General features: G+C 64.4%; 15 protein-coding genes. 10 read left to right on the top strand and 5 right to left on the bottom strand.

Going from position 1 to position 21,458, the window contains the following annotated elements; all coding sequences use genetic code 11:
- Positions 1 to 45 precede the first annotated feature (45 nt).
- From CWB41_RS03615 to prfA, 3 genes are all read left to right on the top strand, one after another.
- Positions 46 to 1,281 (top strand): aspartate kinase, encoded by a 1,236-nt coding sequence (locus tag CWB41_RS03615; protein ID WP_115837406.1) that lies wholly within the window; start codon positions 46 to 48, stop codon positions 1,279 to 1,281.
- A 319-nt stretch (positions 1,282 to 1,600) separates the two neighbouring features.
- Positions 1,601 to 3,811: a phosphoenolpyruvate--protein phosphotransferase gene (ptsP, locus tag CWB41_RS03610; RefSeq protein ID WP_115837407.1), complete on the top strand. Its 2,211-nt coding sequence runs from the start codon at positions 1,601 to 1,603 to the stop codon at positions 3,809 to 3,811.
- Between the two features lie 53 nt (positions 3,812 to 3,864).
- Positions 3,865 to 4,935, top strand: coding sequence for a peptide chain release factor 1 (gene prfA, locus CWB41_RS03605; protein WP_115837247.1), 1,071 nt, complete (start codon positions 3,865 to 3,867; stop codon positions 4,933 to 4,935).
- Positions 4,936 to 4,991: 56 nt separating this feature from the next.
- Here prfA and CWB41_RS03600 read toward each other — a convergent pair whose 3' ends face one another.
- On the bottom strand, positions 4,992 to 6,710 hold the full coding sequence (locus CWB41_RS03600) for an SLC5/6 family protein (RefSeq protein WP_115837248.1): 1,719 nt from the start codon (positions 6,708 to 6,710) through the stop codon (positions 4,992 to 4,994).
- A gap of 106 nt (positions 6,711 to 6,816) precedes the next feature.
- On the opposite strand from CWB41_RS03600, the gene CWB41_RS16310 reads away from it, so the two are divergent.
- Positions 6,817 to 7,284 carry a DUF6460 domain-containing protein gene (locus CWB41_RS16310; RefSeq protein ID WP_245441063.1) on the top strand — a complete coding sequence of 156 codons (468 nt, stop codon included), beginning with the start codon at positions 6,817 to 6,819 and terminating at the stop codon, positions 7,282 to 7,284.
- A 99-nt stretch (positions 7,285 to 7,383) separates the two neighbouring features.
- On the opposite strand, the gene CWB41_RS03590 is transcribed toward CWB41_RS16310, so the two are convergent.
- The 3 genes from CWB41_RS03590 to panB form a co-directional block, all read right to left on the bottom strand.
- On the bottom strand, positions 7,384 to 8,502 hold the full coding sequence (locus CWB41_RS03590) for a quinone-dependent dihydroorotate dehydrogenase (protein ID WP_115837249.1): 1,119 nt from the start codon (positions 8,500 to 8,502) through the stop codon (positions 7,384 to 7,386).
- The gene (locus CWB41_RS03585) at positions 8,499 to 8,843 is read right to left on the bottom strand and encodes a DUF952 domain-containing protein (protein WP_115837250.1); all 345 of its coding nucleotides are present in this window, start codon (positions 8,841 to 8,843) and stop codon (positions 8,499 to 8,501) included. The genes CWB41_RS03590 and CWB41_RS03585 overlap by 4 nt, the downstream gene beginning before the upstream one ends.
- 81 nt (positions 8,844 to 8,924) lie before the next feature.
- A complete protein-coding gene (panB, locus tag CWB41_RS03580; protein WP_115837251.1) occupies positions 8,925 to 9,737 on the bottom strand; it encodes a 3-methyl-2-oxobutanoate hydroxymethyltransferase in 813 nt (270 codons plus the stop codon).
- Between the two features lie 111 nt (positions 9,738 to 9,848).
- Here panB and dnaG point away from each other — a divergent pair, with 111 nt between their 5' ends.
- From dnaG to CWB41_RS03550, 6 genes are all read left to right on the top strand, one after another.
- Positions 9,849 to 11,789: a DNA primase gene (dnaG, locus tag CWB41_RS03575; protein ID WP_115837252.1), complete on the top strand. Its 1,941-nt coding sequence runs from the start codon at positions 9,849 to 9,851 to the stop codon at positions 11,787 to 11,789.
- Between the two features lie 352 nt (positions 11,790 to 12,141).
- Positions 12,142 to 14,199, top strand: a complete 2,058-nt coding sequence (rpoD, locus tag CWB41_RS03570) for an RNA polymerase sigma factor RpoD (protein WP_115837409.1) — start codon at positions 12,142 to 12,144, stop codon at positions 14,197 to 14,199.
- A gap of 156 nt (positions 14,200 to 14,355) precedes the next feature.
- Complete coding sequence (locus CWB41_RS03565; RefSeq protein WP_115837253.1) at positions 14,356 to 15,849, top strand: NAD(P)/FAD-dependent oxidoreductase; 1,494 nt, start codon at positions 14,356 to 14,358, stop codon at positions 15,847 to 15,849.
- Between the two features lie 2 nt (positions 15,850 to 15,851).
- The gene (locus CWB41_RS03560; protein WP_115837254.1) at positions 15,852 to 16,322 is read left to right on the top strand and encodes a GtrA family protein; all 471 of its coding nucleotides are present in this window, start codon (positions 15,852 to 15,854) and stop codon (positions 16,320 to 16,322) included.
- A complete protein-coding gene (locus CWB41_RS03555; protein WP_115837255.1) occupies positions 16,319 to 18,334 on the top strand; it encodes a hypothetical protein in 2,016 nt (671 codons plus the stop codon). Before CWB41_RS03560 ends, CWB41_RS03555 begins: the two co-directional genes overlap by 4 nt.
- 42 nt (positions 18,335 to 18,376) lie before the next feature.
- Positions 18,377 to 20,470: a hypothetical protein gene (locus CWB41_RS03550; RefSeq protein ID WP_115837256.1), complete on the top strand. Its 2,094-nt coding sequence runs from the start codon at positions 18,377 to 18,379 to the stop codon at positions 20,468 to 20,470.
- Here the strand turns inward: CWB41_RS03550 and CWB41_RS03545 are convergent.
- Positions 20,467 to 21,426: an inorganic phosphate transporter gene (locus CWB41_RS03545; RefSeq protein WP_165203966.1), complete on the bottom strand. Its 960-nt coding sequence runs from the start codon at positions 21,424 to 21,426 to the stop codon at positions 20,467 to 20,469. The two genes, CWB41_RS03550 and CWB41_RS03545, sit on opposite strands and share 4 nt — an antisense overlap.
- Between the last annotated feature and the right edge of the window lie 32 nt (positions 21,427 to 21,458).

Genomic DNA, 21,458 nt, shown 5'->3' with positions numbered 1-21,458 from the left:
GTAAGCCATTCCAGAGACCGAAACAAGAAAGCGCTGCCGGACCCGATGGCCCGCCTCGTGATGAAATTCGGCGGGACTTCCGTCGCAGACATTGACCGCATCCGCAATGTCGCGCGCCATGTGCAGCGCGAGGTCGCGGCCGGCAACGAAGTGGCCGTTGTCGTCTCAGCCATGGCCGGCAAGACCGATGAACTGGTCGCGCTCTGCAAGGACGCCTCCCGTAATTACGATTCGCGCGAATATGATGCCGTCGTCGCGACTGGCGAGCAGGTAACGGCCGGGCTGCTGGCCATCGTTCTTCAGGATATGGGCATCCCGGCGCGCTCCTGGCAAGGCTGGCAGGTGCCGATCCTGACCAGCGAGGCCGCCAGCGCGGCGCGCATCGCGCAGGTCAAGGGCGAGCATATCCTTGCCGGATTTCTCGCCGGGGAGGTGGCGGTCGTCGCCGGTTTTCAGGGCCTTCATGCGGCGACGGGGCGGATCACCACGCTCGGGCGCGGCGGCTCGGACACCAGCGCCGTGGCTATCGCGGCGGCGATCAAGGCCGAGCGCTGCGACATCTATACCGACGTCGATGGAATCTATACGACCGATCCGCGCGTCGTGCCGAAGGCGCGCCGGCTGGATCGCATCGCCTTCGAGGAAATTCTGGAAATGGCCTCGCTCGGGGCCAAGGTGATGCAGGTGCGCTCGGTCGAACTGGCAATGATGAAGCGCGTCAGGACATATGTACGCTCGTCCTTCGACGATCCCGCCGATCCGCGGCCCGGCACTTTGATTTGCGATGAGGAGGATATCGTGGAACAGCAGGTCGTTACCGGCATCGCTTTTTCACGCAACGAAGCGCAGATCACCTTGCGCCGCGTCGCGGATCGCCCAGGGGTCGCCGCGGCGATCTTCATGCCGCTCGCTGAAGCGCACGTCAATGTCGACATGATCGTTCAGGTTGCCTCCGACGATACGGTGACGACGGACATCACGTTCACTGTCGGGGCCAATGATTACGAGCGCGCCCTCGCCATTCTGGAAAAGGCGAAGGCGACGGTCGGTTATGCTGCGTTGCAGGGCGCCGTCGATGTGGCCAAGGTCTCGGCGATTGGTATCGGGATGCGTAGCCATGCCGGCGTCGCGGCGCTGGCCTTCAAGGCTTTGTCGGAAAAAGGCATCAATATTCGCGCAATCACGACATCAGAGATCAAATTTTCCATATTAATTGACGCTGCCTATACTGAGCTTGCCGTGCGCACGCTACATACGCTTTACGGTTTGGATCAGGTCTAAATTCCGGCATCTTGCGAAACGTCACGCGATTGATGCTTGCGGTCTGATCTTTGCATTCGCTATAGGGTATCTCTCACGTTTCGTCGGCATTGGTTCTGCTGCGGCGGGGTTCGTCTGGGCCCTTTTCGATCGCCGTCATGCCATCGCCGGAGAAACGTGCGGTGGGCCTTTTTCCGGAATTGAAAATCTCAGATCCCTCAGTGGATGATGCTTTGTGCCGACCTTTGAATCCGAGGCCTCCGGGCCGGAAAAAGACAAGTCCGCACGTGCGGCAGCGCCGGGCGGTCCGCGTCAGTTGCTGCGGCGGCTGCGCGAGGTCATGGCCGAGCAGATCAGCCCGCAGGATCGGCTGGATAAGATCGTCGTCCTCATCGCCGCGAACATGGTCGCCGAAGTCTGCTCGGTCTATGTTCTGCGCGCCGACGGGCGGCTTGAACTTTTCGCAACCGAAGGCCTGAACCGCGAGGCCGTCCATCTTACGACAATGCGCAAGGGCGAGGGCCTTGTCGGCCTGATCGCCGAATCGGCCGAGCCGCTGGCGCTCGCCGATGCCCAGCATCATCCCTCGTTCTCCTACCGGCCCGAGACGGGCGAGGAAATTTATTCATCCTTCCTCGGCGTGCCGGTCCTGCGCGGCGGCAATACGCTCGGCGTTCTTGTCGTGCAGAACCGCGCCCGCCGCGTCTATCTCGAAGAGGAGATGGAGGCGCTGCAGACGACGGCGATGCTGCTCGCCGAAATGGTCGCTTCCGGCGAATTGCAGTCGATCGGCCTGCTCGATACCGAAATCGCGCTCAACCGGCCGGTGGCGCTCAAGGGCGTGCCGATCGCCGAGGGTGTCGGCCTCGGCTATGTCGTGCTGCACGAGCCGCGCATCACGGTGAAACAGCTCGTCGCGGAGGACGTGAAGGCGGAGACCGATCGGCTTGAAACCGCCATTGGCGGCGTGCGCGAATCGATCGACAAACTGATCGAGCGCGGCGATCTCGGCCATGGCGAGCACCGCGAAGTGCTCGAAGCCTTCCGTATGTTCGCCTATGACCGCGGCTGGATCCGGCGTCTGCGCGAAGCTGTCGCGACGGGTCTGACGGCGGAGGCGGCGGTCGAGCGGGTGCAGAGTGATGCCCGTGCGCGGCTGCAACGCCAGACTGATCCTTATCTGCGCGAACGCCTGCACGATCTCGACGACCTCGCCAACCGGCTGCTCTATCAGCTTGCCGGCCGCGACTTCGTCGTCTCGCAGGCGGAACTGCCGGACAATGCGATCATCGTCGCGCGTACGATGGGGCCGGCGGCGCTGCTCGACTACGATCGCACGAAGGTGCGCGGCATCGTGCTGGAGGATGCCGGCCTCTCGAGCCATGTCGCCATTGTCGCGCGCGCGCTTGGTATTGCGACGGTCGGCGAGGTGGCGAACATTCTCGCCTTCGTCGAGCCGGGCGATGCCGTCATCATTGATGGTTCGACCGGCGACGTGCAGGTGCGCCCGCCGCCGGATGTCGAGAATGCCTATGCCGAAAAGGCGCGCCTGCGTGCCCGCCGGCAGGAGCAATATCACAAGCTGCGCGATGTTCCCTGCGTGACCCGGGATGGCGTGCCGTTCGAGCTGCATATGAACGCCGGCCTGCTGGTTGATCTGCGCCATGCGGAGGAGACGGGCGCGACGTCGATCGGCCTGTTCCGCACCGAATTGCAGTTCATGATCGTCTCGCAATTCCCGCGCATTCAACAGCAATACGATTTCTATACCTCCGCCTTCGCGGCGGTGCCGGGCAAGCCGATCACGTTCCGCACGCTCGACATCGGCTCCGACAAGGTGCTCCCCTACATGACTCAGACGGAGGAGGAGAATCCCGCGCTCGGCTGGCGTGCCATCCGCATTTCGCTTGATCGCCCGGCCCTGCTGCGCATGCAGTTGCGGGCGCTGCTGCGCGCGGGAGCGGGCCGCGACGTGCGCATCATGTTCCCGATGGTTGCCATCGTCGATGAATTCGTGCGCGCGAAGGATCTGGCGATGCGCGAGATCGCCTACCTCAAACGGCATGGCTATGGCGTGCCGCGCGACCTGCAGCTCGGCGCCATGGTCGAAGTCCCGGCGCTGCTGTGGCAGCTCGATGAGATCTCCGAGCGGGCCGATTTTCTCTCCGTCGGCACCAACGATCTCATCCAGTATATGTTTGCCGCCGACCGTGAGAACAAGCACGTCTCCAGCCGGTTCGATTCCCTCTCGGCGCCGTTGCTGCGGGCGCTGCGCTCGATCGTCGAGACGGCGGCGCGCCACAATACGCCCGTCACCCTCTGCGGCGAGATGGGCGGCCAGCCGCTGGAGGCCCTGGCGCTGCTGGCGATCGGCTTCCACAAATTGTCGATGTCCCCGTCCTCGATCGGCCCGGTCAAGGCGGCGCTGCTTTCGGCCGATGTCTCGGCGCTGAAAAAACTGGTCAATGGACTGATCGACGCCAAGGATGGCGCCAAGTCGATCCGCGACGCCGTGCAGAAATTTGCCGCGGACAACGCTATCCCGGTTTAGCGCTGCCGCCCCACGGCATTGACGGGGCCGCCGTGATAAGCTCTTAAACAGCCATGCTGCCGCGAGAAAAGCTCGATCTCATCCTGCGCCGCCACGCCGAAATTTCCGACCGGCTGGCTACTGGCCCGGATTCGGCGACCTTCGTTGCTCTGTCGCGCGAATTGTCCGAACTCGACGACGTCGTCGCGGCGATCCGCGCCTATCGCGGCGAGACGCAGGAAATCGCCGGTATCGAATCGCTTCTGGAGGATCCCAGGCTCGATGCCGAAATGCGCGGCCTTGCCGAGAGCGAACGCGCCGAGGCCCGCGTGCGGCTTGCGGCGCTCGAACAGGAATTGCGCGTCGCACTGCTGCCGAAGGACGCTGCCGACGAGAAAAGCGCCATCCTCGAAATCCGCGCCGGCACCGGCGGCGACGAGGCGGCGCTGTTCGCCGGCGATCTGTTCCGCATGTATCAGCGCTATGCCGAAGCGCATGGCTGGCGCGTCGAAGTGCTTTCGGCGAGCGACGGCGCGCTCGGTGGCTTCAAGGAGATCATTGCCGAGATCGAAGGGCGCGGGGTCTTTGCGCGGCTGAAGTTCGAATCCGGCGTGCACCGCGTCCAGCGCGTGCCGGATACGGAGACGCAAGGCCGTGTGCATACATCGGCGGCGACGGTGGCGGTTCTGCCCGAGGCGCAAGACGTCGATATCGACATCAACGAGGCGGACCTCAAGATCGATACGATGCGCGCGCAGGGCGCCGGCGGCCAGCACGTCAACAAGACGGAATCGGCTATCCGCATCACCCATCTGCCGACCAATACGATTGTGTTCGTGCAGGACGAGCGTTCCCAGCATAAAAATCGTGCGCGGGCGATGGCGCTGCTGCGCGCGCGTCTTTACGATACGCAGCGCCAGAAGCTCGATGCCGAGCGCGCGGCGGACCGGCGCGCGCAGGTCGGCTCAGGCGATCGCTCCGAGCGCATCCGCACCTATAATTTCCCGCAAGGGCGCGTCACGGATCACCGCATCAATCTCACGCTCTACAAGCTTGACAAGGTCATGACCGGAGAGGCGCTCGATGAGATCATCGATGCGCTCATCACCGAGCATCAGGCGAACCTACTCGCGAGCGAAAAATAATCTTCAGCCGCATCGGATTTGTCCGAAAATTGCTCTGCACTTTTCGGTCTGATGCTTCAATCCGGCCCGACCAATTGGCCCGGCGGCGGCAGAGCCGGCCCGGCCGGAGCTACCGCGCGGCCATGCAGAAGGCTCGCGAAAAATCCGGCAAAGGCCGCATCGAGCGCGGCGAAGATCGCATTTCCGGCGAGCGCGACGACCGGCCAGCCCTGCCTATGGGTGAAGAAGAAATGCGCCATCAGCGCGATGGCGACGGCGAGCGCGGCGGCGGCGTCGAAGGCGGTGACGCGCTTTATCAAGGTTAGTGCCAGGACCGGCGCGACGAGGCTCGCCGAAAAGATCGTGGCGAGCAGAATAAGGTTGCGCGGATCGGCGTGGCGATGTTCGAGAAAGGCGGCGCAGAGGACGATCAGCAGGATGGTTAGCGCCCGCGCGACCGCGAGCCTGCGGCTTACCGGCCCGAAGCGCCGGCGGTCGGGATGATAGATGTCGTGCCCGAGGCTGGTTGTGAAGGATTGGATTCCGGCTGCCGCGACGGCGATGCCCAGCGTCATCGCGAAGACCGAGGCGAGGCCCGCGAGCACGGCGCCGAGGTGCGTGAGATTCGGCAGGTTCTCGAGCAGATAGGCCGCGCTCGTGCCGATGTCCTGCGGACGCAGGGTTCGTGCAAAACCCGGCTGGCCCGCGCAGGCGCTGGCGATGGCGCGCACATCATCGCTCGCGATGCCGCAGAGCGAGATATCCTGCGCGCGGCTTGCGACGAGAAGTTGCGCCGGCAGTTTGGCCGGCTCCTGGCCGACCAATGCGGAATCGAGCGCGTGGGTCGCGCGCGTCAAGGTCAGAACCGAAAGCAGCGCCAGCGCGCCCAGGAAAAAAACTGCGAGTGGTCCGGCGCGCAAGGCGGGGATGCGTCCGCCGCTCGCCACCGACGGGCCGAACAGTGGCGTTAGCACGGCAAGGCCGAGCGCCAGCGCGAGGGTGATGGTCGGACTGAACGCCGGTGCGGCGCTGGCGCCCGATATTTCGGCGAAGCGTGCGGTGCCGCTCAGCCAGAGCGGCGACTCATGGAAGATGTTGAGTGCCGCGGGCAGGCCGAGCGCCGTCAGGCTCACGATCATCGCGCCGGCCGCGAGCCAGATGACGCCGGAGAGGCCGCCCGGAACGATCAGCAGAACGAGCAGGACGCCGACAATGGCGATGCCGAGACTGTGGCCGATGCCGGTCGTCGCGATGAAGGCGCGCAGCGCGATGTCGAAGCCCGCGAGCGCAACGAAAACAGCGCAGCCAGCGGCGATTACCGCGATCGCGCAGCGCACCAGCGGATGCGGAAAGCGCGTGCCGACGAGGTCGGCAATGGAGAAGGCGGCGCTGCGGCGCAGATAGGGCCCTGTCACACACAGCGCGCAGGTGAGGCCGCCCGCGAAACCCGCCGCCAGCGAGGTAAAGCCGACGCCGGGCAGCAGCGGCGGCAGAAAGGCCAGGAACAAGCCGGCCGCGAGGCCCGCATAGGCGAGCGCGGCATAGACCGGCGGCAGATTGCGGCCGCCGGCGTAGAATTCTCCCGGTCGCATTGTCCGCAGCCGCACGGCGATGACCGCAAGGCCGGCGAAGATGATCGCCCAGACGCAAAAGTGCAGCATCGCGCCGGGCAGGCCGACGCGGGCGAGAACGCCAAGCAGGCCGAGCCCGATGGCGAAGGCCGCCAGCGCGAAGCTGAAGCCGGCGTCGATCGAGGCGCGTGCCGAATAGGCGTCCGAACCGTCCTTTTGCGTCACAGGCAACTCTCGATCGCAGCGAATCCGTCGCGCGGCGCATCATAATGGCATCGCAATCATTGGGGAACATGCGCAAACGGCCTTGCGACGTACGATGCAACCGCCTGTGACGGGGCGCACTTGGACGGCGCGCGGGCGCACCTATATCCGGGCCGTGTTCGGGATCGGAAAAACACGCAACTTTCCGGAACGCTCTCTTGAGAGGCTCACTTACATGGTCGAGGACATCAAAGCGCCGCCGCTGGGCAATGCACCGCAGGCGAACGTCTGGGCGCCCGTCGAAGCCGGCGCTACACCCCGGGAATCGCCGTCGGCTACATCCTTGACGCGGTTTTTGGGTGGCTCGCCGCTCAGCGTCTTCTGGCGGCTGTTCTTCCTGTCGCTGATCGTCGGCGCACTGTTGATGTGGCTCGATATCCGGCCCTACGACATCTTCGAGACTTTGGTGCGCTTCGCGCATCGGATCTGGGCGCTCGGCTTCGACGCGGTCCGCCAGGTTGCGGACTATCTGCTCGCCGGGGCGGTCATTGTCGTGCCGCTCTGGTTCATTTCGCGGCTTGTCTCGCGGCGTTAAAGCATCGGACCGAAAAGTGCGCAGCGGTTTTCGGACAAAATCCGATGCGATTAAAGGGACATAACCGCGCCGTGACATTCGGTACGAATGTCCGCTGCGCTAGACGAGCTTTCTGAACTGAATATCGGCGGTGGTGATCTTTCCCGCCGCCCAGTCCGTCGCCGTGCGGCCGCGCGCAGCGGCGAGGCGGTCGAACCCGGCCGCGTTCAGATGTTGGACAAGCCCGTCCTTGATGTTTGCGACAAGCCCGGCGCCCTTGTAGACGAGAGCCGAATAAAGTTCGATCAGGTCGGCGCCCGCCTCGATCTTGGCGAATGCGGTCGCCGCATCCTCGATCCCGCCGATGCCGATCAGCGCAAACGCGCCTTCGGCCCGTAGATAAGCCTGCGCCAGCAGCCAGGTCGAGAGGTGGAACAGCGGCCGGCCGGAAAGGCCGCCATGCTGTTTGGCGATCTCATGATCGACGAGGTTTTCCGGTCGCGAGAGCGTCGTGTTGGAAATCGCCAGGCCGTCAATCCTGCGGGCCTGGCAGACCTCGATGATGCTGTCGAGTTCATCGAGCGTGAGATCGGGGGCGATCTTGACGACGAGCGGCACGCGCCGGGGCGCGGCGTCGCGGGCGGCGAGGACGGCTTCAAGGAGATCGTTCAAGTCTTGCCGGCGCTGCAGATCGCGCAGGCCGGGCGTATTCGGCGAGGAAATGTTGACGACGAAGATGTCCGCGACATCGGCGAAAGTCGCGATGCCCGCTACATAATCGCCAATGCGATCCTCGGAATTCTTGTTGGCGCCGATATTGACGGCGACGAGGCCCTGCGTGGCTGTCCGCGCGGCGAGCCGGCGATGGACCATCGCGCTGCCCGCGCTGTTGAAGCCGTAGCGGTTGATGACGGCGCGGTCGTGCCGCAGGCGGAAGAGGCGCGGGCGCGGATTGCCCGGCTGCGGATGCGGCGTCACCGTGCCGACCTCGGTGAAGCCGAAGCCGAGTCGCAGGACGGCATCGACGGCTTCGCCATTTTTGTCGAAACCCGCCGCGAGGCCGAGCGGATTGGGAAAGTCGAGTCCGAGGACATTCACGGCAAGCCGCGGATCGTCGGCGTCCGGATGCGGCGGCGGCAGGATCGACAGCGTTCTGACTGTCAGCCGGTGCGCCGTCTCTGGCGGCAGACGCAGCGCCACCGGATGTGCGAGGCTGGTGAAGAAGCGATAGGCAGTCACGGGAAGCTCGGATCGAAGTGATGCAGGCCGTCGGGGCCGAGCGGCAGCGCCGTCACCGAGACGACCGCATCGAGATTCAACGCGGCGTAAAGGTGCGGAAACAGCGCACCGCCGCGCGACGGCTCATAGCGCAGGGCCGCGCCCAGACGCTGCGGATCGACGCCGACGAGCAGGAGTCCGTCCTCGCCGGCGAAATGGCGGGCTGCCGTGCCGCGGACCTGCGCCGCGGTCGAAAGATGGATGAAGCCGTCAGCCACATCCACGGGCGCGCCGGCGAAGACGCCTCTCGCCTCGGCTTCCTCCCAGAGGTCTTTCGGCACGATCTTGTAGATGAGGTCCATTCCCCGCGCGCTTTCCCAACCCGCAAGCTGCAACAGGCTTACGCGGGTTTTTGCGCGCGGCGCAAGAGCCTACGGAAGAGCCTAGCTGCCGCCGCTCTCGAAGCTGAGCAACGCCTCCTTCGGCATGGCGAAGGCATTGGCCTCGGTGGGGAAGGCGCGCTGGTGCACATCGCGGACATAACCGGCGATGGCCGTGCCGATCAGCGGGCCGAGTTCGGCATAGCGGCGGTTGTGGCGGAAGTTGGCGCTTGTCAGGCCGAGCAGATCGGTGATGACGAGCACCTGCCCGTCGGTATAGCGGCCGGCGCCGATGCCAATGCTGGGCGCCGCAATTGCCCGCGTGAGGCGGGCCGCAACCTCTTCGGGAATCAACTCCAGCACGAGCAGGGAAATGCCGGTTCGGTCGAGCGCGACCGCAGCCTCGACCAATTGCGCCGCCTCCACGGCGGAACGGCCGCGCAATTTCTTGTCGAGATGGGTCTGCGGTTCGAGGCCAAGGTGGCCGCAGACGGGAATGCCGGCCGCAATCAGGGCGGCGGCGATCTCGGGCCGCGCGCCCTCGAATTTCACCATGTCGGCGCCTGCCTCACGCAATTGCCGCGCATTGGCGACGGCCATTTCCGGCGTCTCATAGGTGCGGTAGGGCAGATCGGCCAGAATGGGGGCTTGCGGCGCGCCGCGGCGCACGGCGCGGACGTGGTGCGCGATATCGGAGAGCTGCACTTCCTGCTCGCTGGCATAGCCGAGCACATTGGTGCCGACGCTGTCGCCGACGAGAATGAGATCGACGCCGGCTGCTGCCTCGGCCTTGGCCGTGGGATAATCATAGGCGGTCAGCACGGCGATCGGCCGGCCCTGCCGCTTCATCTCCAAAAACCGCGCCTTGATGTCCATCGCTTCCCGAATCGTTGCCGCCGGCGGTCCGGCGCTGTGAATAGCGAGGAAAAGATTTATCCGCGCCGCGGCTCTTATCTATAGTGCGGGGAGCCAAACCTGAAGGCGTCGATGCGATTCTCAGCCACCTTCCTCGACGAATTGAAGGCCCGCGTGCCTGTCTCCGAGGTCGTGCGCCGCCGGGTGAAGCTGACCAAGGCCGGGCGCGAATGGCGCGGCCTCTCGCCTTTCAATGCCGAGCGGACGCCGTCCTTCTACGTCAACGACCAGAAGATGGCCTGGTTCGACCTTTCGGCGGGCAAGAACGGCAATATTTTCGATTTCCTGATGGAGACCGAGGGGCTTTCCTTCCCCGAGGCGGTCGAGCGTCTGGCGCAGGAGGCGGGTGTGGCTCTCCCGCGCGCGACGCCCGAAGCCGAGGCGCAGGAGAAGCAGCGCGCCAGCCTTTATGACGTGCTCGACGCCGCAGCCGCCTATTTCGCCGCTGAACTCAATGGCCGTGGCGGCGCCCACGCGCGGGACTATCTGGCGCGCCGGGGCCTCACGCCGGTTCTGCAAAGCGAATTTCGCCTCGGCTATGCGGGGCCGGAGAAATTCGCGCTGCGCGATCATCTGGCCAGCAAGGGCATTGCCGCCGAACAGATGATCGCCGCCGGGCTGCTCGTCCACGGCGACGATATTGCCGTGCCGTATGACCGTTTCCGCGACCGCGTCATGTTTCCCATCGCGGATCGCAGCGGCCGCACCATCGCCTTCGGCGGCCGCGCGCTCAGCAAGGACGTACAGGCGAAATATCTCAATTCGCCAGAAACGCCGCTCTTCCACAAAGGCGCGGTGCTCTACAACCATCATCGCGCCCGCAAGGCGGCGCATGACAAGGGCAATGTCATCGCCGTCGAGGGCTATGTCGATGTCATCGCCATGTCGGCGGCGGGCTTTCCGCAGACCGTCGCACCCCTCGGCACGGCGCTCACCGCCGACCAGTGCGAATTGCTCTGGAAAATGGCGGAGGAGCCGATCCTGTGCTTCGACGGCGACCGCGCCGGACGCAAGGCAGCCTTCCGCGCCATCGATCTCGCCCTGCCGCTGATCGGCGGCGGCCGCTCGCTGCGTTTCGCTTTGCTGCCGGAGGGACAAGACCCGGACGATCTTGCTCGCGCCGGTGGTCCGGCGGCGGTGGCAGACGTCATCGGTGCGGCGCTGCCGCTTGTGGATCTTATCTGGCAGCGCGAAACCGAGGCGGATGTGCTGGCGACGCCGGAACGCCGTGCCGCGCTGGAGCGCCGCTTGCAGGCGCTATGCGGCGAAATCCGTGACGAGATTTTGCGGCGGCATTATCAGGCGGACTTCCGCGTCCGGCTCGCGACATTGTTCGCGCCGGCGCCACGCGGCGAGGGGACATTCTCGCCCCGCTCAGCTACGCGGGGACGCCCGGCCCGGCCCTGGCAACCCCGCGGCCGTTTCGGGTTGGAGGAGCCGCAGGGCTATGCCTCTTTGCCGCCGTCGGTCGGCCCTGGCCTCGCGCGCTCGCCCATCCTGCGCCCGAAAGCCCCGGACCTGACCCCGCGCGAATCTTTTATCTTATTGATATTCATCAATCATCCGGCGCTTATCGACGGTCACGGCGAGGCTTTGGGAGAGCTTGAACTTGGCGATCCCCAAGCCGCTGCCCTGCGTGGCAAGATGCTCGATCTCTGGGCGCACGGGCAGGTGATGCCTGCGGCCTTCCGGGAGGGCCTCGTTTCCGCCGGGTTCGAAGCCTTTTTGCGGCGGCTCGACGCAAGCGCCCATGCTGCGCTATGGATTGTCGCGCCCGAGACGGCAGACATCGACGCCGAAGAGGCTTTGAAACAAGCCTTGGCCTTGCATCGTAAGACGCGGGCGCTACATAGCGAATTGCACTCCGCGGAGATGGCCTTGGTGGCGGAGGCCAGCGAGGTCAATCTGGCCAGATTGCTGGATATTCGGGCGCAATTGTCGGCCCTGACCGGTACTGAGGCGATGATCGAAGGCTTCGGCGCGGCGTCCGGCCGGCAGGGCGGAATGGCTTAGCGGCTTGATTCGGGCGGGGGGCAGCGGGCTTAAGGTCTTCACTTAAGGGGCATTTCTCTGGATTAAACGGGTGACTTTGCCACACCGCGCGGCATGGAATTCGTAAGGGCTGGCGGCGTGGGAACCAGATTTTAAGGCTCAATCGTCCATCGCAGGGGGCATTCTCCATTTCGGGCGGACAAAGCGCTATTTGATTCGGCGGGGAGATGACTCCCGCTTAAAGACATCGCGGCAAGACTTCGCGGCAAGACATCGGGGCGGCGTACCGCTCCAACTTATTGGACTGTTGCGCCAGGGACGGACGGCGCATTTCGGCGCGGCGGCTATGGCCGCCGGGACAAATGAGGATTCGATGGCCAAAAAAGATAACGAGAAGACGGAAGCCGAAGGCACGACCGCTGTAGAGACTGCCGACAGCCCGCTGCTCGATTTGTCGGATGCCGCCGTCAAGCGGATGATCAAGCTCGCCAAGAAGCGCGGCTTCGTCACCTATCGCGAACTGAATGCGGTGCTGCCGTCGGAGGAAGTCAATTCCGAGCAGATCGAGGACATTCTGGCGATGCTCAACGAGATGGGCATCAATGTCGTCGAGGCTGAGGAAGCCGAGGAGGCTGATTCCGAGGAAGAGGCCGAGGAAGAGATCGAGGGCGGCGAGCTCGTCGAGATCACCCAGTCCAAGGCGGTCGCCACCCAAAAATCCGAACCCGCCGACCGTACCGACGATCCGGTGCGCATGTATCTGCGCGAGATGGGCTCGGTCGAATTGCTGTCGCGCGAGGGCGAGATTGCCATCGCCAAGCGCATCGAAGCTGGCCGCGAAGCGATGATCGCCGGTCTTTGCGAGAGCCCGCTGACCTTCCAGGCCATCATCATCTGGCGCGACGAATTGAACGACGGCAAGGTTCTGCTGCGCGACATCATCGATCTCGAAGCGACCTATGCGGGGCCGGACGGCAAGAACACGCCGAAGATCGACATGACCGCGCCCGGCGCGCAGGAGGCGCTGGCGGCGCAGGTCGCGCAACGCGCGCCCGCCACGGCGCCGATCAATCCGCCGGCCGGGCTTCGCGCCGCGAGCGACGACGAGGCCGAGCCGCCGATCCCGGAAGAGAACTTCGATGAAGAGGACGATATGGAGAATTCCGTATCGCTCTCCGCGATGGAGGCCGAGCTGAAGCCGAAGGTGCTCGAAACCTTCGATCGCATCGCCGACGCCTACAAGAAGCTCAACAAGCTTCAGGTGCAGAATGTCGAGAGCAAGCTGAAGAACGAGACGCTGACGCCGGCGCAGGAGCGCCGCTACAAGGCGCTGAAGAAAGACATCGTCGTCGACGTCAAATCGCTGTCGCTCAACCAGAACCGCATCGATGTTCTGGTCGAGCAGCTTTATGACATCAACAAGAAGCTGATCGGCCTCGAGACAAAGCTGCTGCGTCTTGCCGAGGAATCCGGCGTCGCGCGCGAGGACTTCCTCAAGAATTATCATAATTCCGAACTCGATCCGAAATGGCTGCTGCGCGTCTCCAAGCTCGGCGGTCGCGGCTGGAAGGATTTCGTCACCCGCCGCAAGGATCATATTCGCGAACTCCGCGGCGAGATTCACGATCTCAGCAAGGAGACCGGCGTCGAGGCGGCGGAATTCCGCAAGATCGTGCATGTCGTGCAGAAGGGCGAGCGCGAGGCGCGTCAGGCAAAGAAGGAAATGGTCGAGGCGAATCTGCGCCTCGTCATCTCTATCGCCAAGAAATACACCAACCGCGGCCTGCAATTCCTCGACCTGATTCAGGAAGGCAATATCGGCCTGATGAAAGCGGTCGATAAGTTCGAATATCGCCGTGGCTATAAATTCTCGACTTATGCGACTTGGTGGATTCGTCAGGCGATCACCCGCAGCATCGCCGATCAGGCACGCACCATCCGTATCCCGGTGCATATGATCGAGACGATCAACAAGATCGTGCGCACCTCGCGCCAGATGCTGCATGAGATCGGCCGCGAGCCGACACCGGAAGAGCTGGCCGAGAAGCTCGCCATGCCGCTCGAAAAAGTGCGCAAGGTGCTGAAGATCGCCAAGGAGCCGATCTCGCTCGAAACGCCGATCGGCGACGAGGAGGATTCGCATCTCGGCGATTTCATCGAGGACAAGAACGCCATCCTGCCGATCGACGCGGCGATCCAGTCGAACCTGCGTGAGACGACGACGCGCGTGCTCGCCTCGCTCACGCCGCGCGAGGAGCGCGTGCTGCGCATGCGCTTCGGCATCGGCATGAACACCGATCACACGCTGGAAGAAGTCGGCCAGCAATTCTCGGTGACGCGCGAACGCATTCGCCAGATCGAGGCGAAGGCGCTGCGTAAGCTGAAGCACCCGAGCCGGAGCCGCAAGCTGCGGAGCTTCCTGGACAATTGAGGGCAGGCGCGGGCCTTTTCGGGCTGCCCCTGACTGGTTAAGGGACTGTTCCCCGCCTGCCTCCGAGTTGGCGGGTCTTTCTATGTTCCGCCTAAGCCCGTTTTAACCTATTCATGGTCTTCTCCCTCCGCTGCGACAGGCATACGGGAGAAGCCTTTGAAGAAGCTCGACGCCCTGGTCATCGGTGCCGGTCCCGCGGGGCTGACCACCGCCTATAGCCTCGCCAAGGCGGGCAAGAGCGTCCTCGTCTTCGAGCAGGACCCCGAATATGTCGGCGGCATCAGCCGCACGGCGCATTACAAGGATTATCTCTTCGACATCGGCGGCCATCGCTTCTTCTCGAAATCCAAGGAAGTGGTCGATCTCTGGAACGAGATCCTGCCCGACGATTTCATCGAGCGGCCGCGCCTCTCGCGCATCTATTATCGCGGCAAATTCTTCTCCTATCCGCTGAAAGCCTTCGAGGCGCTGAGCAAGCTCGGCCCGTTCCAGAGCGCGCTGTGCCTTGCCTCCTTCGCCTATGCCCGCGCCTTTCCCGTCAAGGACCCGAAGACCTTCCATCAATGGGTGCGCAACCAGTTCGGCGAGCGGCTCTTCTCGATCTTCTTCAAGACCTATACCGAGAAGGTGTGGGGCATGAGCTGCGACGAGATTTCGGCCGATTGGGCGGCCCAGCGCATCAAGGGCCTGAGTCTCGGCGGCGCTATCGTCGATGGCCTGCGCCGTTCGCTCGGCTGGCGCGCGGCGGGCGGGGCCTCGGCCAAGAGCCTGATCGAATCCTTCCGCTATCCGCGCCGTGGCCCCGGCATGATGTGGGAGGCCTGCGCCCGCAAGGTGAAAGAGCTTGGCGGCGAGATCGTCATGGATCGCAAGCTACGTTCGCTCGCCTACGACAAGCACAACGGGCTCTGGTCGGTCGCGGTCGAGACCAGCAATGGCCAGGTCGAGCATTATGAAGCCGCGCATGTCGTCTCCTCGGCGCCGGTGCGCGAATTGATCGCCGCACTGAAGCCGACGCCGCTGACACTGCTCCATGCGCGCGAGCTGAAATATCGCGACTTCCTCACAGTCGTCCTCATCGGCGAGAGCAAGAGCGATCTGCCCGACAATTGGGTTTACATCCACGATCCGAAGGTGAAGGTCGGCCGGGTGCAGAACTTCCGGTCGTGGTCGCCGGAAATGCTCCCGGACGAGACATCGATCTGCCTCGGCCTCGAATATTTCTGCTTCGAGGGCGACGGGCTGTGGAATGCGTCGGACGAGGAACTCATCGCCCGCGCGACGCGCGAGATCGGCGAGATCGGCCTCATGGACCCGGCCGACGTGCGCGATGCCTGCGTCGTGCGGCAGAAGAAGGCCTATCCCGTCTATGACGATGCCTATGCCGATCACATCAAGGAGATCCGGCGCGAGCTGAAGCTCTCCTATCCCGATCTGCATCTCGTCGGCCGCAACGGCATGCACAAATATAACAATCAGGATCATGCGATGATGACCGGCATGCTCACCGCCGCGAACATCGTTGCCGGCGAAGAGCTTTACGACGTGTGGCAGGTAAACGAGGACGCCGAATATGGCGAGGCCGGAACCTCCGGCGCGCAGGAGGCGCTGAAGAGCCTGCGTCTCGTGCCGAAGCGCGCGGCGGCCTGAGCATGAGCGCTGTCAGCGACACTCTGCCCCGACAAGATTCCGATGCGGCGCCAGGCACGCGGCGCGCAAAACTGCGCCTCCTCGTCTCCGATCTTCTTGGCTATGGCCTCGTCAGCGCCGCGGCACTGGCGCTCGATTGGGGTCTGCTTGTCACCTTCGTCAAGGCGGGCATGAATTATCAGATCGCCGCCGCGACAAGTTTCACGCTCGGTATGCTGCTCGCCTATGCGGGCAGCGTTCTCTTCGTTTTTCGCGGCCGCCGCGAACGCAGCTTCGGTGCCGAGGCTTTGGGCTTTTTCGCGATCGGTTTTCTCGGGCTCGCGCTGAATCAGGGCCTGCTCTTCGGCTTCGTGCATTTCGCCGGACTGCCGGTCGCTCTCGCCAAGGCGCCGACGGCGGGCTGCGTGTTCAGCTTCAATTTTCTCGCCCGGCGAACGCTGCTGTTCGTCTCGGAGGCGGCCGGCGTCAGATGAGGGCGCGGACGGCCGTCTCTTTCGAGGATGCCCGGGATCGGACAAAGCCCGAAAAGGCTGCCGTAGCCAGGAGCGCGCATTATTCCTCAGCATCGATCTTCGGCGTTGCCCTCCAGAACAGCGGCGTTCTTCTGGCGCTCATCGCCGTCGCGCTGTGGGCTTTGACGCACAGCTATCAGGGCATATTCGGCGACACCAACGTCTATGTCGGCCGTGCGCTCGCCGATCTCGATCCGACGGGAATCGGGCGCGACGTGATGTTCGTCAACGACGGGCAATCGCGCTTCAGTCTCTTCCCGCTGCTGCTCGACCGTCTCATCGGCACGCTCGGCACGCCGGAGACGGTGCTGCTGCTCGCGCTTCTCGCCATGACGGCGTGGATGTCGGCGCTGGCGCTTTTCGCCCGCCAATTTGTCGCCTGGCGCCTCGTGCCGGTCGTCATCATCTTCGTCGCGGTACTGCCGACCTTCTATGGCTCGATCTGGCATTTCGGCTATTCGGAAATCCAGAGCGTGCCGCGTCCCTTCGCCGAAGCGCTGGTGCTTGGCGCTTTGGCGGCACTTGCCGCGCGGCAGTCTGTGTTGAGCGCCGGTCTGCTGCTGCTTGCGACATTGTTACACCCGCTGATGGCCCTCGCCGGCTGGGGCGTCTTCGCCATCGTTTTCTGCTCCGAGGATCGCCGCTGGCTGCTCGTCGCGCTGCTGGCGTTCGCCGCCGTCTTCATCGCCGCCGCGCTCGGCGCGCCGCTGTTCGATCGGCTCTTTCGCGTCATGGCTCCGGACCTGAAAGCCCTCGCGCAAACGCGCAGCGCCATGCTGTTCCCGACACGCTGGTCTCTCGCTTCCTACGCACCGATCGTCCTGCAGGCCGCGACCCTCATCGTCGCTGCGAGCTTCTTCGCGGGGCGGCACAGGAAAATCCTGCTGGCGGTGATTCTCGTCGGCGTTGGCGGCATCGCGGCGCAGGCGCTGTTCGGCGATTATTTCTCCATCGTGCTCGTCATCCAGGCGCAGCTTTGGCGCATGGGCTGGCTGCTGGCCGCGATGGGCGCCGCCGCGCTGGCGCTCTGCGCGCTCAAACTGCCGCAGAAGGGCCCCGCCGGCTATCTCGTGCTCGCGCTCCTTGCGGCGGCATGGCTGGCCTATGACAATCTTGCGGGCGTCGTGGCGCTGTCGGCGCTGGCGCTTCTCGTTCATTTCAACGCCGCGCGCTTGGCGCCGATCGCGACATGGCGCGTTGTCGTTGCGGCCTGGGTCGGCGTCGCGGTCTATGGGCTGCTGCTCAACGGGCTCTACATCGAAAGGTTTTGGGCCTTCCTTTCGAGCATCCCGGCGCAGGGTCCGGGCGGCACGGGCCTCTTCTGGAACAACCGGCGCTATATCGCTCTGCCGATTGCCGCCGCAGCTGTTGCTTTGAGCCTGCGTGGTTCGTCGCGTCTTGCCGCGGCCGTCGAAGCCGCCGCGGCGCTCGGCCTTGCAATTGCCGTCTGGCATTTCTGGGACGACCGTTCGGCGTTTCAGAAGCTCATCGACAGCAATCGCCATCCGCCGGAGTTGATGCAGCTTCTGGCCGGCAGGGACGGCGAAATTCTTTGGCTCGGCGGCCAGACGGAAGCCTGGTTCCTCACGGGGCGCCCGCAATGGGCCTCGCCGCAGCAAGGCGTCAGCACGATCTTTTCGCCCACGCTGGCGCGCACCTGGCGCGACCGCACGCAATTTCTCATCGACGACAAGCTTGTCGAAAAGGAAGCGCTGGCGATCGTCCACAATCTTTCAAGCGCGGAACTGATGCCGGTGACCGCGCAGGCGATTGTGCGGCTCTGCGCCCGCCCCGATGCGCCCGCCTGGGTTGTCGCGCCGGTCTATCAGGGCAGCGCCATCCCCACTGATCTGCGGCCGGAATATTGGGTTCCGCCGGTTCCCAATTTCCACATGACGGAAGAGCCGGACAAATATATCTGGCACCGCATCTCGTCCTATGCCGTCGTGCCCTGCGCCGGGACACGGGTCTAAAAGGCCTTGAAAATGCCGGCAGAGTGCGGTCTCTGCGGGTGAATGAGCGCTTATTCCCTCGCCTTTGCGCCGCTGCTGCCGCCGGCCGTGCTCTGGGTCTTCGCGGCTTTGGCTCTGGCCGTCACCGTGCTCGGCCTTCTCAGTCGCCGTCGCGGCGCGCTGCTTCGGGCACTGGGTCTTGGCCTTGTGCTGCTGGCGCTGACCGATCCCTCGCTGGTACGCGAGAATCGCAAGCCGCTGAGGGACGTCGTCGCCATCGTCGTCGATGAGAGCGGCAGCCAGACGATCGGTAATCGTGCGCAGCAGACGCAAAAGGCGCTCGCCGATCTGAAGAAACGGCTTCAGGCGCTCGGCGATGTCGATATCCGCACCATCGAAGCGAGCCGTGACGATACCGAGAACAACGGCACGCGGCTTTTCTCGGCGTTGAACGAAGGGCTGGCGGATGTGCCGGCCGAACGGATCGGCGGCGTCTTCATGATTACCGATGGCATCGTGCATGACATTCCGGCGAATGTCGCGGCGCTTGGCTTCAAGGCGCCGCTGCACGCCTTCATCACCGGACACGAGGGCGAGCGCGACCGGCGCATCGAACTTGTGACCGCGCCGCGCTTCGGCATCGTCGGCAAGGATGTGACGCTCGAATTGCGCGTGCTCGATACGGCGAACGGCACGGAGCCCGTGGTGCTGCATGTGCGCCGCGACGGCAATCCCATTGCTGACGTGACCGCCGCCATCGGCGAGACGATCAGCGTGCCGGTCAAGATCGAGCACGGTGGTCCCAACGTCGTCGAGCTTGAAGTCGAGGCTTTGCCCGACGAGTTGACCGCGATCAACAACAAGGCGGTGCTGACGATCGATGGCGTGCGCGACAAGCTCAAGGTGCTGCTCGTCTCGGGTGAGCCGAACCAGGGCGAGCGCATGTGGCGCAACTTGCTCAAGTCCGACGCCAATGTCGATCTCGTGCATTTCACCATTCTGCGGCCGCCGGAGAAGCAGGACGGCACGCCGATCAACGAGCTTTCGCTCATCGCCTTTCCGACCGCCGATCTCTTTGGCCGCAAGATCAGCGATTTCGATCTCATCATCTTCGATCGCTATTCCAATCAGGCGATCCTGCCCTCCGTCTATCTCGAAAACATCGTGCGCTATGTGCGCGCCGGCGGCGCCTTGATGATCGCGGCGGGGCCGGACTTCGCCTCGCCGGACGGCATCTATTATTCGCCGCTCGGCGCGCTCGCGCCGGCGGAGCCCTCCGGCAACGTCATCCAGGAAGCGTTCCGCCCCGCCATCACGGCGATCGGTGCGAAACATCCGGTGACGCGCGGCTTGCCGGGGTCGGACGAGACGCCGCCGGCCTGGAGCCGCTGGTTCCGGCAGGTTGATGCCAACGTCAATCGGGGCACCAGCGTCCTTTCCGGTGCCGATAACAAGCCGCTGCTCGTGCTCTCGCATGAGGACAAGGGGCGCGTGGCGCTCTTGCTCTCGGACCAGATGTGGCTTTGGGCTCGCGGCTTTGAAGGCGGCGGCCCGCATCTCGCTCTGCTGCGGCGTCTGGCGCATTGGCTGATGAAGGAGCCGGAGCTTGAGGAAGAGGCACTGCGCGCCACGGCGGACGGCGAGGAATTGACGATCGAGCGTCAGAGCCTGAAAGATCAGATTCCGCCGGTCGAGGTCTTCGCGCCGTCCGGCAAGAAAACGACGGTGACGCTCGCGCCCACGCAACCGGGTCTTTCCCACGCGACGATCAAGGTTTCGGAGCTCGGGCTTTATCGGGTGACGGACGGCGCCTTGAGCGCGCTCGTCAATGTCGGCCCCGAAAATCCGCGCGAATTCCAGGAAGTCGTCTCGACGGCCGAGAAGCTGCGGCCGCTGGCTGAGGCGACAGGCGGCACGGTCCGGCGCATCGGCGTGAGCGGTAGCAGCGATGTGAGCCTGCCGCGGATCGTGGCGATGCATTCGAGCCCGGTCTATGGCGGCTCGGATTATGCCGCGATCAAACGCACCGATGCCGCGCAAGTGACGGGCATCGGCATCGCGCCGCTGGCCATCGGCTTCCTTGGGCTCTTGTTCCTGCTCGCCAGCACGATCGCCGCCTGGCTCTATGAGGGGCGCAGCCGCGGCGTGCGCGCTTAACGGACGCCGAGCGCCTTGGATGCCAAGAGATAGAGCAGGTACGAGGCGAAGCCGGCGAGGATCGGCGTGAAGAACCAGGAAAAGACGATTTCCGTCAGAGCGCGCCGGTTCAGCGAGGCAAGGCCGCGGGCACGGCTCGCGCCGGCGATGCCGCCGATCAGCGCCTGGTTCATCGACGTAGGGTAGCCGAGCATCGCGGCGGTATGCGCCGTCACGCTTTGCGCCAATTTGGCGCCGACGGCCATATCGAGATCGAGCTGCGCGATCCCCTTGCCCATTTTTTCCAGGATCGGCCGGCCCCAGGTCAAGGCGCCGAGGGCCATGACGAGACCGCCGATGACGCCCGCCTTCAGAGGCGTCGCGAGTTTCAGCCCGTAGAGGACGCCGACGGCATTGCCGGTGTTGTTGGCGCCGAGCGTATAGGCTGCATAGCAGCAGCCCGCGAGCAACGCCCAGCGCAGGACGCGCGTTGCGATCTCCGCACGGCCGCGCATGGCGAGATCGACAAGGCGTGTCAGCAGGAAGCCGAGCAGGGCGCTGGCGATGGGCGTGCCGATCCAGGTGGCGAAGAGAAAGATGATCGTGGTCGACCAGTTGACCGGCGCGCCCATCCCGAGCCCGGCGCCGACGACGGAAAAACAGGCGAGCTGCGAGGTCGAGACCGGCCATTTCATATAGGTGTTGGCTGCGGTCACCAGCGCCGCTGTGAACATCATCACCATGCCGCCGAGCGGCGTCATTGAGCCCGCCGGAATAATGCCGGTACCGACCGTCTCGACGACGTGATGGCTCTCGAAAGTCGCGCCGAGGATGACGAAAAAGGCGATCAGCACCAGCGCCGTCATCGGCTTTTTCACGACGCCAGCGCCATACGCCATTCCCATTGTGGCGCCGGTGTAATGCGAGCCGATCGCCCAGCCGAAGAAGAGGCCGGAGAGTACCATCCCAATCGTCAAGAAGGTTTCCATCCCGCGCGATAACCTCTAAC

This window comes from Methylovirgula ligni (genome assembly GCF_004135935.1).
GTDB lineage: Bacteria > Pseudomonadota > Alphaproteobacteria > Rhizobiales > Beijerinckiaceae > Methylovirgula > Methylovirgula ligni.
Note: the sequence above shows the minus strand (reverse complement) of the source record. Positions and strands in the feature narration are given on the sequence as shown.

Excerpts from the sequence above, each read along its gene's own strand:
- ptsP (WP_115837407.1), top strand. The coding sequence starts at position 1,601 with ATGGCCGAGCAGATCAGCCCGCAGGATCGGCTGGATAAGATCGTCGTC.
- CWB41_RS03585 (WP_115837250.1), bottom strand. The coding sequence starts at position 8,843 with ATGGACCTCATCTACAAGATCGTGCCGAAAGACCTCTGGGAGGAAGCC.
- CWB41_RS03555 (WP_115837255.1), top strand. The coding sequence starts at position 16,319 with ATGAGGGCGCGGACGGCCGTCTCTTTCGAGGATGCCCGGGATCGGACA.
- prfA (WP_115837247.1), top strand. The coding sequence starts at position 3,865 with ATGCTGCCGCGAGAAAAGCTCGATCTCATCCTGCGCCGCCACGCCGAA.
- dnaG (WP_115837252.1), top strand. The coding sequence starts at position 9,849 with ATGCGATTCTCAGCCACCTTCCTCGACGAATTGAAGGCCCGCGTGCCT.
- panB (WP_115837251.1), bottom strand. The coding sequence starts at position 9,737 with ATGGACATCAAGGCGCGGTTTTTGGAGATGAAGCGGCAGGGCCGGCCG.
- CWB41_RS03560 (WP_115837254.1), top strand. The coding sequence starts at position 15,852 with ATGAGCGCTGTCAGCGACACTCTGCCCCGACAAGATTCCGATGCGGCG.
- CWB41_RS03550 (WP_115837256.1), top strand. The coding sequence starts at position 18,377 with ATGAGCGCTTATTCCCTCGCCTTTGCGCCGCTGCTGCCGCCGGCCGTG.
- rpoD (WP_115837409.1), top strand. The coding sequence starts at position 12,142 with ATGGCCAAAAAAGATAACGAGAAGACGGAAGCCGAAGGCACGACCGCT.
- CWB41_RS03615 (WP_115837406.1), top strand. The coding sequence starts at position 46 with ATGGCCCGCCTCGTGATGAAATTCGGCGGGACTTCCGTCGCAGACATT.